The 12,444-nt window shown below is 65.4% G+C and carries 11 protein-coding genes and 1 pseudogene; 4 read left to right on the top strand and 8 right to left on the bottom strand.

Features of this window, described 5'->3' with window-relative positions; translation table 11 throughout:
* Window positions 1-158 (bottom strand): transposase (locus B7E02_RS14935; protein ID WP_143336670.1); only part of this gene is annotated, 158 nt, incomplete at its 3' end.
* A gap of 53 nt (window positions 159-211) precedes the next feature.
* On the opposite strand from B7E02_RS14935, the pseudogene B7E02_RS07125 reads away from it, so the two are divergent.
* The 3 genes and pseudogenes from B7E02_RS07125 to B7E02_RS07115 form a co-directional block, all read left to right on the top strand.
* Window positions 212-391: pseudogene (locus B7E02_RS07125) on the top strand (DDE-type integrase/transposase/recombinase); the annotation flags it as partial.
* Between the two features lie 41 nt (window positions 392-432).
* Complete coding sequence (gene yaaA, locus B7E02_RS07120) at window positions 433-1,170, top strand: peroxide stress protein YaaA (RefSeq protein ID WP_080794305.1); 738 nt, start codon at window positions 433-435, stop codon at window positions 1,168-1,170.
* A 74-nt stretch (window positions 1,171-1,244) separates the two neighbouring features.
* Window positions 1,245-2,381 (top strand): ATP-binding protein, encoded by a 1,137-nt coding sequence (locus B7E02_RS07115; protein WP_080794303.1) that lies wholly within the window; start codon window positions 1,245-1,247, stop codon window positions 2,379-2,381.
* A gap of 13 nt (window positions 2,382-2,394) precedes the next feature.
* Here B7E02_RS07115 and B7E02_RS07110 read toward each other — a convergent pair whose 3' ends face one another.
* Both B7E02_RS07110 and cobA read right to left on the bottom strand, forming a co-directional pair.
* Window positions 2,395-3,348 (bottom strand): AAA family ATPase, encoded by a 954-nt coding sequence (locus B7E02_RS07110; protein WP_080794302.1) that lies wholly within the window; start codon window positions 3,346-3,348, stop codon window positions 2,395-2,397.
* 77 nt (window positions 3,349-3,425) lie between these two features.
* Window positions 3,426-4,199, bottom strand: coding sequence for a uroporphyrinogen-III C-methyltransferase (gene cobA / locus B7E02_RS07105; RefSeq protein ID WP_080794300.1), 774 nt, complete (start codon window positions 4,197-4,199; stop codon window positions 3,426-3,428).
* 41 nt (window positions 4,200-4,240) lie between these two features.
* On the opposite strand from cobA, the gene B7E02_RS07100 reads away from it, so the two are divergent.
* On the top strand, window positions 4,241-5,671 hold the full coding sequence (locus B7E02_RS07100; protein ID WP_080794298.1) for a protein adenylyltransferase SelO: 1,431 nt from the start codon (window positions 4,241-4,243) through the stop codon (window positions 5,669-5,671).
* On the opposite strand, the gene B7E02_RS07095 is transcribed toward B7E02_RS07100, so the two are convergent.
* The 5 genes from B7E02_RS07095 to mqo all read right to left on the bottom strand — a co-directional run bounded on the left by B7E02_RS07095 (window position 5,647) and on the right by mqo (window position 12,035).
* Window positions 5,647-7,020, bottom strand: coding sequence for a cobyrinic acid a,c-diamide synthase CobB (locus B7E02_RS07095; protein WP_080794297.1), 1,374 nt, complete (start codon window positions 7,018-7,020; stop codon window positions 5,647-5,649). The genes B7E02_RS07100 and B7E02_RS07095 overlap by 25 nt on opposite strands.
* Window positions 7,014-7,634 (bottom strand): cob(I)yrinic acid a,c-diamide adenosyltransferase, encoded by a 621-nt coding sequence (gene cobO, locus B7E02_RS07090; protein ID WP_080794295.1) that lies wholly within the window; start codon window positions 7,632-7,634, stop codon window positions 7,014-7,016. Before cobO ends, B7E02_RS07095 begins: the two co-directional genes overlap by 7 nt.
* Before the next feature lie 148 nt (window positions 7,635-7,782).
* Window positions 7,783-8,664 carry a VOC family protein gene (locus B7E02_RS07085; protein WP_080794293.1) on the bottom strand — a complete coding sequence of 294 codons (882 nt, stop codon included), beginning with the start codon at window positions 8,662-8,664 and terminating at the stop codon, window positions 7,783-7,785.
* Between the two features lie 40 nt (window positions 8,665-8,704).
* Window positions 8,705-10,525 (bottom strand): VWA domain-containing protein, encoded by a 1,821-nt coding sequence (locus B7E02_RS07080; protein WP_080794291.1) that lies wholly within the window; start codon window positions 10,523-10,525, stop codon window positions 8,705-8,707.
* Between the two features lie 7 nt (window positions 10,526-10,532).
* Window positions 10,533-12,035, bottom strand: coding sequence for a malate dehydrogenase (quinone) (gene mqo / locus B7E02_RS07075; protein ID WP_080794290.1), 1,503 nt, complete (start codon window positions 12,033-12,035; stop codon window positions 10,533-10,535).
* Window positions 12,036-12,444 lie beyond the last annotated feature (409 nt).

Below are 12,444 nucleotides of genomic sequence, written 5' to 3'. Positions count from 1 at the left end.
TTGTGGGTGCGGACCCAGACGCGCAGGGTTTCCTTGCTCACGCCGAGTTCGTCGGCGATGCGGGTGACCGCGCCCCGGGCGGTGACGGGATCAGCTTGAGCGTGGAGCACGAGTTCTACAGCGCGCTGCTTGAGCTCGACAGTGTATTTGGTGGGCATGTAAGGGTTTCCTTTTCCAATTTCCTACCCTCCATTAAACCCGGGGCGAACCAATCCGGGTCGGCGGCAGGTGGTGCTATCTCTACCGGGCTATTACCGCCGGTGGGCAGACCCTGGACTTTTATCTCTCTCCGAAGCGCAATGTCGCGGCGGCCAAGCGTTTCCTGGCCAAGACGCTGCGATCGAATACGACAGCCGGGTCCCCGCGGGTCATCAACACTGACCGACGACCCCCTCGGCGGGGGTCACCGCTGGCGTTTTGTACGCTGGATCAATGCTCATCCTCCTCCCACCATCCGAGACGAAGACACCCGGCGGCACCGGCGCAGCCCTGAATCTCGGGGACCTGAGTTTTCCGGAGCTCACTCCCCGACGGGAACGGATCATCGAGGATCTAAGCGCTCTGCCGGTGGATGACGCACTGCCCGTGCTCGGAATCTCGGAAAAGCTGCGCGCCGAGGCCGAGGCCAACCGGCACCTGCTCGGCAGCCCGACGATGCCGGCGATCCACCGCTACTCGGGGGTGCTTTTCGACGCCCTGTCCCCGGCGACCCTCCCACCGACGGCGCTGCGGCGCCTCGCGGTGGGTTCCGCACTCTTCGGAGTTCTCGGCGCCCTCGATCCGATTCCGCATTACCGGCTCTCCGGGGGCACCAGGTTACCCGCCGCAGATGGATCGACCCCGACGATGAGAGCCAGGTGGGGCCGTTCCATATCGGACTCGCTGGCAGATATCGACGAGCTGGTGGTGGATCTGCGCAGCGGCGTCTACCAACAGTTGGGGCGGCTGCCCGGCGCGGTGACGGTCCGGGTGGAATCGCTGATGCCGGACGGGAGCCGGAAGGTGGTCAGCCACTTCAACAAGCACCACAAGGGGGAGCTGGCGCGCGTGCTGGCAATCTCGGACCCCGGAGTCTCGAGCTCCTCCGAGGTCGCCGACATCGCCCGCTCGGCGGGCATGTCCGTGGAAGTGGATGATCGAAAGAGGGGGCAGCTCACACTGGTTGTTTAATTATCAAATTATCAATCTTTGAGATTTATCAATTTATCAATCGGTGGCACCGCCGCCTGTTTTACACTGTTACCATGAGTGAACCTAGCCCTAACCCCTTCCGGCCCACATTCGGCGCCTCCCCGCGGATCTGGGCCGGCCGCCGCCGAATCCTTGAAGATTTCGAGGCTGCCCTCATCGCCGGCCCGGGTGACCCCACCAGGAGCATCGTGATCAGTGGCTCCAGGGGGATCGGCAAGACCGTTCTCCTGACCGAACTCGAGGACATAGCGGCTCGGCGCGGCTGGGTGATCATCCGTGCCCCGGGTCGCGGAGGAACGATCTCCACACTGGTCAACTCGACCATTCCGGAGAAGATCCGGCAGCTCGACCCACCACAACGCAGGAAGCTGACCGGGGTGCGTATCGCCGGGATCGGTGGTGTGGAGACCGATTTCGATGACGATGATGCACCCGCCCCCACACTCATCTCACGCCTGCGGACGCTGCTGTCGAAGCTCAGCGGGACCGGGGTGCTGATCACCCTCGACGAGGTCCAGGATGCCTCCCCGGATGCGCTCTCCGAACTCGCCGAGGCACACCAGGATCTCATCCGGGATGACATGGAGATCAGTTTCGTTGTCGCCGGCCTCACCCAGGGTGTCGATGCCCTCCTCAACCTCCCCGGCACCACCTTTCTCCGGCGCGCGCGCCGATTCGAACTCGGCCCCCTGACCGAGGAGGACTCCCGCGCCACCCTCGGCGGCACTGCGGCGGAATCGGGCCGGCCCTTCCAACCGTCGGCGGTGGAACTGGCTGCCGCCATGGCCGGTGGCTACCCCTACCTCGTCCAGCTCGTCGGCGCACTGTCCTGGGCCGCCGCGGCCGGCGAGGGCGCCCCGGCGATCACCGACGCCCACGTGGAGTCCTCCCGTTCCGAGGCCGTGGAGACCATGGGCAGGCAGGTCCATCTTCCCTCCCTCAAGGGTGTTCCACCCGCACAAATGAACTATCTGCGCGCCATGGCCGATCTGTCCGTCGCGGCCAGGGAGGTATCCACCTCGGAGATCGCGGAGGCTCTGGGAAAGAGCGTCCATGCCACCACCGACACCCGCTCCAAACTCATTGACCGCGAACTGATCAATCCCTCGGGCTGGGGGAAGGTCGAGTTTTCCCTTCCCTACCTCGCCGAGTTCCTCCGGATGGAGGGAAGGACCACCCGCGTGCAGTAGGCACCGGCCGGTCTCAGTGGTTCGTCGGGACCCCGGCGCCATCGAAGTTACGGGCCTGCACCAGCGCGTCCTGAAGTGTCTGCTCCATCAGCTCGGGCGCATCAAAGGGGTTTCTGCGCCGTCGGTGCGGCAGTGCCAGGTGCGCGGCCCTCTCCACGTCCTCATCAATCACGGTGGCTCGACCTGACCAGGCCGCGTGTGCCACGGCGGTGCGGGTGATCACCAGATCCGCGCGCATGCCGTCGACATCGATGTTCGCGCACAGCCAGGCGATCTGCGAGAGGATGGCATCGGGAAGCTCGACCTCTGCCAGCAGTTCCCTGGCCCCGCGGATCCGCCGGGAGATCTCCGCGTCCGCGTCCACCCATTGCCGGGAGTACCCCTCCGGGTCGGCCTCGAAGGCGAGTCTGCGCCTGATGATCTCAACCCGGACCCGGGGATCATGGGAGGCAACCACGTCAACGGCGAGCCCGAAGCGGTCCAGCAGCTGGGGGCGCAGCTCCCCCTCCTCCGGGTTCATGGTGCCAACCAGGACGAAACTCGCCGGTGAGGTGTGCGAGATGCCGTCCCTCTCGATGGAGACCCGCCCGCTTGCCGCGGCGTCGAGAAGCGCATCCACGAGGTGATCGGCGAGCAGGTTGACCTCATCGACGTACAGCACACCGCCATCGGCCTGCGCCAGCAGGCCCGGCTGATACTCCGCCCGTCCGGTGGTGAGCACCGTTTCCATGTTCAGCGATCCCACCACCCGGTCCTCGGTGGCTCCGAGGGGAAGATTGACCAGCGGCGCATCCCCGAGCAAACCCGCGAAGGCACGCACGGTGGTCGTCTTCGCCGTCCCCTTCTCCCCGCGGATCACCACCCCGCCGATGCGCGGTGAAATTGCCGTGAGGATCAGTGCGAGACGAAGCTCCTCCTGGCCGACCACCGCGGAAAAGGGAAACTGGCTGCGTGGGTTCGTTGACATGGATGAATCAACCTTTCTTCGGTTCGCCGGCGGTGTGGCCCGCCCCGGTGACGGGATCACACCCACCGATGGTCACTCTACCCACCGTGGTGCCGCAGTCCCGCCACTTCTCCGATCACGTAGACGGCGGGGGGTCGCACACCCTCCGATACGATCCTCTCCCCGAGGGTGTCCAGGGTGCAGGTGAAGGATCTCTGTGCCTCCGTGGTGCCCTCCTGGATGACCGCGGCGGGTGTGGAGCCGCTGAGGCCTCCGTCGATAAGCGCGGTGGCGATAGCTGCCGCGTTCCTGACCCCCATGATCACCGAAAGTGTTCCCCCGCTGCGCGCCAGCGCCGCCCAGTCGAGCAGCGAGGAGGGGTGGCCGGGTGGAAGATGGCCCGAGATGACGGTGAATGAATGGACGACCCCCCGCTGGGTGATCGGGATCCCCACCGCACCCGGAACGGAGATCGCGCTGGTCACCCCCGGTATCACCTCGCAGGCGATCCCATGCTCGGCTAGGTGCTGCAGCTCCTCGAAGCCCCTGCCGAAGACGTAGGGATCCCCGCCCTTGAGCCGGACCACCTTCTTGCCCTCACGGGCGTAGCGGACCAGCAGCTCGTTGATCCGGGACTGCGCCACCTGTTTGCCGTAGGGCAGCTTCGAGACATCGACGACCTCCTTACCAGAGACGTCACACAGCTTCTCCAGTTCCGCGGTGGGACCGAGGTGATCGGTGAGAATGACGTCGGCGTCCCGGAGGCGCCTCATACCCCTGACGGTGATCAGATCCCAGGCACCCGGCCCTCCGCCGACGAGGGCGACTGTCGGGAGCGGGTGGGGGGTGTCATGCTGCGGATCCACATTCATGGGTAAACATCCTAGCCGCCCTTGTTGGCTAAGCTGGCACCATGAGTACCGGAGACTCCACAACCCCGTTCATTCTGCAGTCCCGGTTCGCCGATGCGTTCCCTGAACTGGCCGCCCCCTGGCACGGGGAGGAGGCCCCCGAGCCCTCGCTGGTGATCCTCAATGAACCACTGGCACGCCTGCTCGGTATGGACCCGGAGTGGCTGCGCAACCCCGAGGGTATGCTCTTCCTGCTCGGTCTCAATGAGCAGCCGGTCTCCAGGATTGTCGCCCAGGGCTACGCGGGGCACCAGTTCGGACAGTTCGTCCCCAGCCTCGGCGACGGCCGGGCGATCCTGCTGGGGGAGGCCGAATCCACCGACGGCGTCCTCCGGGATGTGCACCTCAAGGGCTCGGGCAGAACCCCATTTTCCCGTGGCGCCGACGGACGCGGTGCGCTCGGCCCCATTCTGCGCGAGTACATCATCTCCGAGTCACTGCACGCCCTGGGTGTTCCCACCACTCGTTCGCTGGCGGTACTGACGACCGGGCGCAGGATCCAACGCGGCTCCGTCGTGCCCGGCGCGGTGTTGGTACGGGTGGCCACCAGCCATATCCGGATCGGGTCCTTCCAGTACGCCAATATCGCCGGAGGCATCGACCTGAGCGCGAGGCTGGCCGATCACGCCATCGAGCGACATTTCCCCGACCTGGCGGTCGGTGGTCCCGCACAGCAGCTGTACACCGGGATGTTTGACGCCGTGCTCTCCCGGCTGGCCGGCCTCGCCGCGAAATGGATGCGTCTCGGGTTCGTCCACGGCGTGCTGAACACCGACAACACGCTGATCTCCGGGGAGACGATCGACTACGGCCCCTGCGCCTTCATGGAACGCTACCGCGAGGATGCGGTGTACAGCTCCATTGACAACCAGGGCCGATACGCATACGGGAACCAGCCGAGCATCCTCGGCTGGAACCTCGCGCGATTGGCCGAGACGATCTTCCCGCTGTTCGGGGACACCCCGGATGAGGGTCTGACCAGGGCCAGGGAGCTGATGGCTTCCTTTGGTCAACGCTACCGAGACGCCTGGTACGCCGAGATGGCCACCTCACTGGGAATCGGTGCCGGCGAACACGAGATCATCGATGAGTTCCACCAGCTGCTGATCGCCCACTCCCCCGATCTGACCACCCTCAACCGCGCCCTGACGGAGGGGGGTCGGCTACCGGCTGGATTCGAGGATTGGCGCGCACGCTGGGACCGCCTCAGCCCGGACCGCGTCGCCATGGCCGGAATCAACCCGATCTACATACCCAGGAACCATCTCGTCGAGGAGGCGCTCACGGACGCCGTTGCCGGTGATCTTGAGCGTTTCCACGTTCTTCTGGATGCCGTGACCTCACCCTTTGAACGCCGTGCGGGACTGGAACGCCTGGAGGCGCCGAGCCCGGACGGATTCGAGGAGAATTACATGACCTTCTGCGGCACCTGAGCGCAGGCGCCTACGAACCTCGAGATCGCCCCGGGGACCGCGGCGGGGTGGACATGCAGATAGGAGGCATGCACATTCCCCCGGATGAAACCCTCCCGCACCGTCTCCCCCGACCAGGCACGCCACGCCCAGGCGGAATCCCACCCCGGCGCACGACCGCTCGTCAGCGCGGTGTGATGGAATTCGTGCCCGACCAGTCTCTCCCCCGCGGCGAATAGCACGGAATCCCCGAGCGCAACGGCCTCGCGGTATCCCAGGGTCAGTCGACGCCCCATTGCCGCATGCGTGCCGATCACCCCGAGCATGGGGTGCGCATCGAGTGTCTCCACCAGCCACAGCAGCCCGGCGCACTCCGCGTGCACCGGTTTCCCCGCCTCGACGTGGCTGCGCACCTGCGCACGCAGTCTCCCCCTGCCGGCGAGCACCTCCACATGCTCCTCGGGGAAGCCCCCCGGGATCACCAGTCCGTCGCACTCGGGCAGATCCTGGGTCAGGGGATCAAATCTGCGCACCCGCGCCCCCGCCGCCTCCAGCAGCTCAATATGCTCGGGGTAGGCGAAGTTGAAGGCCCTGCCCGATGCCATCGCCACCACCACGTTCTCCCGCTTTTCGACGCCCGCCGCCGCATCCCATTCGGTGGAGGGGGCGGGTTCGGCCGCCAGACGCACCACGGCGTCGATATCAACGTGCCTGCGGATCAGTGCGGCCATGGCGTCGATGGCCGACTCGGCGGCATGCCCGTGCTCCTCGGCGGTGATCAGACCCAGGTGACGGGAGGGGACCTCGACGTCGTCGACCCGCGGGATCGCCCCCAGCACCGGGATTCCCTGATCCTCCACCGCCTGCCTGCACACCGCCTCGTGCCGGTCGGTTCCCACCTTGTTCAGGATGACCCCCGCGACGGCGACCCCGGAGTCGACGGTGGCGAAACCCCTGACCAGGGCGCCGACGGACTGGCTCATGCCGCGCACATCAACAACGAGAACAACCGGCAGGCCCAGCAGTGCCGCGATCTCGGCGGTGGAGCCCGCGGCAGGGGCAACCGCGCCGGTGCCCGGGGTGATGCGGCCGTCGAAAAGCCCCATCACACCCTCGACGACTGCGATGTCCGCTCCCTTCGCACCGTGTGCATAGAGTCCACCGATGAGCTCCGGTCCGCACATCACCGAATCCAGATTCCGGCCAGCCCTGCCACAGGCCATTCCGTGGTATCCGGGGTCGATGAAATCGGGGCCGACCTTGAAGGGTGCCACCGCACGCGACCGGGACAGGGCACGCATGAGCCCCGTGGCCACGGTGGTCTTCCCGGTACCAGACGCCGGAGCGGCGATGACCAGCCCCGCTACCATTCGATTCCCTTCTGACCCTTCCTGCCCGCATCCATGGGGTGCTTGATCTTGGTCATCTCGGTGACCAGATCGGCGACCTCCACGAGTTTCGGATCCGCATCCCTGCCGGTGATCACAACATGCTGGGTCCCGGGCCGGGTGCGCAGGGTCTCCACCACATCGTCGATATCCACCCATCCCCATTTGATGGGATAGGTGAACTCGTCGAGGACGTAGAAATCATGCTCCTGGTTCAGCAGACGGCGCCTGATCTCCTCCCACCCCGCCGCGGCGTCACGGGCGTGGTCCTCCTCGCTGCCCTGCTTCTTGGCCCAGGACCAGCCCTCGCCCATCTTGTGCCACTGCACGGGTCCGCCCTCACCGGTGTCATCGTGGAGCTGTCCCAGTCTGCGCAGCACCGTTTCCTCACCGACCTTCCATTTCGCCGACTTGACGAACTGAAAGACCCCGATGTCCATCCCCTGGTTCCATGCACGCAGCGCCATGCCGAATGCCGCGGTGGATTTCCCCTTGCCCGGACCGGTGTGCACCGCGGTGACGGGTAGTTTTCGACGCTGACGCGTGGTCAGTCCGTCATCGGGGATGGAGGCCGGATCGACTTGTCCCTGTGGCACGTAAAAGCTCCTTGCAACGGCGGTACTCGGTTGGGTGTTGCATATATCCTACGTCGCAGCCGAAGGGCCCGGGCCCTGATGCCCCGCCCGGATCGGACGCGGTGGAAAAGGCGCCCGGGAACCCCGTGGGAGCCACCGCCGGATCCCGCTACCGGAACCCATCAATCTCGATCTTCTTCATCTCGAGCATCCTGGTGAAGCCGCCCGGGCGATCAAGCAGCTGTTCCATGTTATCGGGGACGATCTGCCAGCTGACGCCGAACTCATCGCACAGCCAGCCGCACTGCTCGGCGTCCGGAACCGCGCTCAGGGCCTCCCAGACCCTATCGATCTCCGCCTGGCCGTGGGCCGTATACATCATGGAAACCCCGGGAGTGAAGGGATAGTTCTCCCCCGCGGTGGAATCCATGGCCGTCAGCCACTGACCGCCGAGCCGAAACTCCGAGAACACCACGGCCCCCTGCTCCTCGACGCTTCTCCCGATCTCGGAGGCGGGGATGACCGAGGTCCACAACCGCTCCGCCCGCGCAAGGTCGCCGCGGGCCCCGGACGGGAAGAGCAGCGAGATCATGGCGAAGGGACGGGGATCTCCTTCCGGCCGTGTGAGGATGAACTGCCAACTGACACCGAAGCGGTCCTCGACCCAGCCGTATCTCGGACTGAAGGGATACTCCGCCCTTTCGATCAGGATGCGTCCGCCGGGCGCGAGACTGTCCCATACCGCATCCAGGTTCCGTGCCGCCCGCTTATCCACAGAGGGATCGAAGTTCAGCATGATTCCGATGGACGGATTCGGGGTGAACTCCCCGCCCGCGTTGATCAGAGTCATCTCCATGTTCCCGATCCGCAGCTGCACCGTCAGCGTCTTGCCCGCCAGGGGTCTCTGGAAGTCCAGCAGACCGGTCTCCGGATATGTGCGCCGTGCCAGGACCTCCGCGCCGCCGGGAACCGTGCTGAAGGCGTCAAGGTAGAACTGCGCCATCTCGTCGGCGGTGCCCTGGCACCAGATGGCCGGAATGATTGTCTGCATACGGGCGATACTACGCCTGCTGTGCTACAAATCACACCGCTTAGGCGCTAATGACCCCGACGAGATTTTCGGCGTTGATGTCCTCGAGTTCAATACAGGTACCCTGCAGGCTCTCCGCGAGTCGGGCGGCCAGACCGAGACGGATACGCCCCCGCCGTTCACAATCGATGACGATGTTGCCCGAGAGTCCCAGCTGGGTGATGCGCTGAGCCGCAACGGAGACCCCGGGCAGGCCGGCGGTGGAGGTGTCCTGGCCGTCGGTCAGTGCGATCAGCAGCGCCCGGCGGCCCGGATCCCGCAGGTGCTCCCTGCGCAAAAGATCCGCGGCCTCCATCAGGCCCTGCGCCAACGGCGTCCGCCCACCGACGGGAATATCCTTCATCCTGCGGTGCGCCAGTTCAATGGAACCGGTCGGGGGGAGCACGACGCGGGCACCGGAACCGGACGCGGTGATCACGGCGACCTTGTCCCTGCGCTGATAGGCATCGGTGAGCATAGAGTTAATCGCACCCGTCACGGAGCTGATGCGTTTGGCCGCGGCCATCGACCCGGAGGTGTCCACCACGAAGACGATGAGGTTGGCCTCCTTGCCGCGGCGGATGGAACCGCGGAGGTCGCGGGGTTCAAGATCGACCATTGAATCAACGATCCGGGCACCACGGTCGGCGGCGGCACGAACGGTACCGATGAGATTGAGCCCGTGTCCGCCGGACACGGCCCGGATATTGGCGCCACGGTGGGAATAGGCGGCCGAACGCCGCCCCGGGCTCGATCCCTCCACACCAGGCGAATCCAGGGTGAGCAGTCGTGCGGCGAAGGGGTCACCCTGGGGTGCGGTGGAGCGTTTCCCACCGGACTCCGGGGACGGTGTCTGCGGGGGGTCCTGCTGCGCGGGAACATCGGGGTTTTCCTCCCCTCTTTCCTCCCCTCTCTCCTCAGTGCTGTTGTCCTCCGGCTCACCGTCGGAGTCGGTGGGAGGGGCGTCGTCAAGCGGTGGCTCGACGTCGTTGGTGCGTCTGTGGGGCAGCGCCAACCTCGCGGCAACCTCGACATCGGCGAGGGTGACCTCGCCGTGACCGCACCAGGCGGCATGGGCCGCTGCGGTGCGGGTGATCACGAGATCGGCGCGCATGCCCTCGACGCCGACGGCCGTACACAATTCAGCGATGGTGTTAAGGATCTCGTCGGGGACCCGCACCGAGCCGAGGGCCGCGGAAGCCGCCGCGATCCTCCCCGACACCTCCTCGTCCGCGGCATGCCAGCCGGTGGAGAAGGCCGCCGGATTCCCCTCGAAGGCCAGCCTGCGCCTGATGATCTCCGCACGCTCCCCGGGATCGGCGGACGCGGCGACCGACACGGACAGCCCGAATCGGTCCAGCAGCTGGGGGCGGAGTTCCCCCTCCTCGGGATTCATCGTTCCGACGAGAATGAACCGGGCCGGAGAGGAGTGGGAGACGCCATCACGCTCGATGCTCACGCGCCCGCTGGCCGCGGCATCAAGCAGCGCGTCCACCAGGTGATCGGTGAGCAGATTGATCTCATCGACGTAGAGCAGACCGCCGTCGGCCTCCGCGAGCAGTCCGGGGCGGTAGCGCGAGTGTCCGCTGCGCAGAACCGACTCCACATCGATGGATCCGAGCACCCGATCCTCGGTGGCGCCCAGGGGCAGGTTGACAAAGGGGGCGTCCCCGGGCAGCCGGGCGAAGGAGCGTACCGTCGTGGTCTTCGCGGTGCCCTTCTCCCCGCGGATGACAACACCCCCGATCCTCGGCGACACCGCATTCAGAATCAGTGCCAGCCGGACATCGTCCTGGCCGACAATCGCCGAAAAGGGATAGCCGGGATCGGGGGAGTTGCTCACCTTCGGTCTAATCCTGCTCGAGCTTCAGGGTCTTCTGGGTGTACGCCCACAGCTCATCGAAGAGTTCCGGATCGGCGGAGAGCTTCTTGCCGTAGGAGGGAACCATCTCGCGGAGCTTGTCCCCCCACTCGATCATGCGGTCGCCGAAGCAGCGTTCGAGCAGCTCGATCATGGCGGCGGGCGCGATCGACGCTCCCGGGGAGGCGCCGAGCAGACCTGCGATGCTGCCCTCGGAGTTGTTGATCAGCGCTGTACCGAACTCCAGCGATCCGAAACGCGGGCCCGCGATCGGCTTGATCACCTGCACACGCTGGCCGGCGTGGATCAGCTCCCAGTCCTCGTCCCTGGCCTCGGGCATGTACTCGCGCAGTGCTTCCATTCGAGCCTTCTGATCCTTGAGCACCTCGGTGACCAGGTACTTGGTCAGGCCGAACTCCTGGAGGCCGACACCGATCATCGATGCGAGGTTGGTCACCCGCAGCGACTTGAACAGGTCAAGGTAGGTGCCCGTCTTGAGGAACTTCGGAGTCCAACCCGCGTAGGGGCCGAAGAGCAGTCCCTTCTCACCCTCGATGACGCGGGTGTCCAGGTGCGGGACGGACATCGGGGGTGCACCAACCGATGCCTTGCCGTAAACCTTGGCGGCGTGCTTTTCAATGAGCTCCTCGTTGGTGCAGCGCAGCCACTGGCCGGAGACCGGGAATCCGCCGTAGCCGCGGATCTCGGGGATGCCGGCCTTCTGCAGCAGCGGCAGTGCCATTCCGCCTGCTCCGACGAAGACGAAGTTGGCGCGGACGGTCTGGGTGTCACCGGTGTGGATGTTCTTGACCGTGACCTTCCACTTGCCCCCCTCGGAGGTGATGTCCTTGACCTCGTGCCCGTAGCGCACCTCGGTACCGCCGTCCTGCGCGGCGTGCAGGAACTGCTTCGTCTGGGCACCGTAGTTAATGTCGGTGCCCTCGTTGATCCAGGAGATGGCCACCGGGGTGGAGAAGTCACGGCCCTCGGCCATGAGCGGAAGCTTCTCCGCAAAGGTGTCGGTGTCATCGCTGAACTGCATGTTCGGGAAGAGCGGGTGATCCTTCAGCGCCTCATAGCGGTGCCGGATGTAGGACACCTGGTCGTCGCCGGTGCCGAAGGAAACGTGGGGAACCGGGTTGATGAATTCGCGGGGGTCGGAGAGAATTCCGTGTTCGACCTGGTGTGACCAGAACTGACGCGAGACCTGGAATTTCTCGTTGATGCCGACCGCCTTGGAGATGTCGATCCGGCCGTTCTTCTCAGGGGTGTAGTTCAACTCGCACAGCGCCGAGTGCCCGGTTCCCGCATTGTTCCATGGTGAGGAAGATTCCTGGGCCGCTCCGTCCAGACGCTCGAAAATGATCTGGGACCAGCCCGGTTCCAGCTGGCGTAGCATCGCGCCGAGGGTGGCGCTCATGATACCAGCGCCGACGAGGACGACATCGACCTCGTCGGTGACCTTCTGTGCGTTCTTCTGGGAATCTGACATCTTCAACTTCCTTATATCTCCGCGTATAGTCTGTCGAACCTCAACACAAAACGCCGCAGGGCAGCTTCCGATGACTTTAGCAGTGGAAATGGCCCCGAGCGACGCCTAGAAACGCTGATGCGCTATCCCTGTGCGCGTGGAAAAGCGCACGTGTGCACACGTTGTCCGTGGCATTTTAGTGTACGCCTGTCCGCGTGGGGGTAACTAAACCTCCTCCACAATTCTCCTCTTTTAGTGACCTTTAACTCCCCCGCCACCACCCCCAGGTGCCGAAAACACAGATTCTCCGTCAGCTGAAGCTCCGAAAGGTATGACTACCTCCTCACCGAGCCGATGGGCAAAGCCCACACCGGTTGCGGGCCGGGCGTGACCGACCGGGCGGCGACCGCGCCACCGACTGCCTAATCTG

It is taken from the genome of Corynebacterium pacaense, from assembly GCF_900169525.1.
GTDB classification, from domain to species: Bacteria; Actinomycetota; Actinomycetes; order Mycobacteriales; family Mycobacteriaceae; genus Corynebacterium; species Corynebacterium pacaense.
Note: the sequence above shows the minus strand (reverse complement) of the source record. Positions and strands in the feature narration are given on the sequence as shown.

Coding starts and splice junctions, on each gene's coding strand:
- yaaA (WP_080794305.1), top strand. CDS start 433: ATGCTCATCCTCCTCCCACCATCCGAGACGAAGACACCCGGCGGCACC.
- B7E02_RS07115 (WP_080794303.1), top strand. CDS start 1,245: ATGAGTGAACCTAGCCCTAACCCCTTCCGGCCCACATTCGGCGCCTCC.
- B7E02_RS07110 (WP_080794302.1), bottom strand. CDS start 3,348: ATGTCAACGAACCCACGCAGCCAGTTTCCCTTTTCCGCGGTGGTCGGC.
- cobA (WP_080794300.1), bottom strand. CDS start 4,199: ATGAATGTGGATCCGCAGCATGACACCCCCCACCCGCTCCCGACAGTC.
- B7E02_RS07100 (WP_080794298.1), top strand. CDS start 4,241: ATGAGTACCGGAGACTCCACAACCCCGTTCATTCTGCAGTCCCGGTTC.
- B7E02_RS07095 (WP_080794297.1), bottom strand. CDS start 7,020: ATGGTAGCGGGGCTGGTCATCGCCGCTCCGGCGTCTGGTACCGGGAAG.
- B7E02_RS07085 (WP_080794293.1), bottom strand. CDS start 8,664: ATGCAGACAATCATTCCGGCCATCTGGTGCCAGGGCACCGCCGACGAG.
- mqo (WP_080794290.1), bottom strand. CDS start 12,035: ATGTCAGATTCCCAGAAGAACGCACAGAAGGTCACCGACGAGGTCGAT.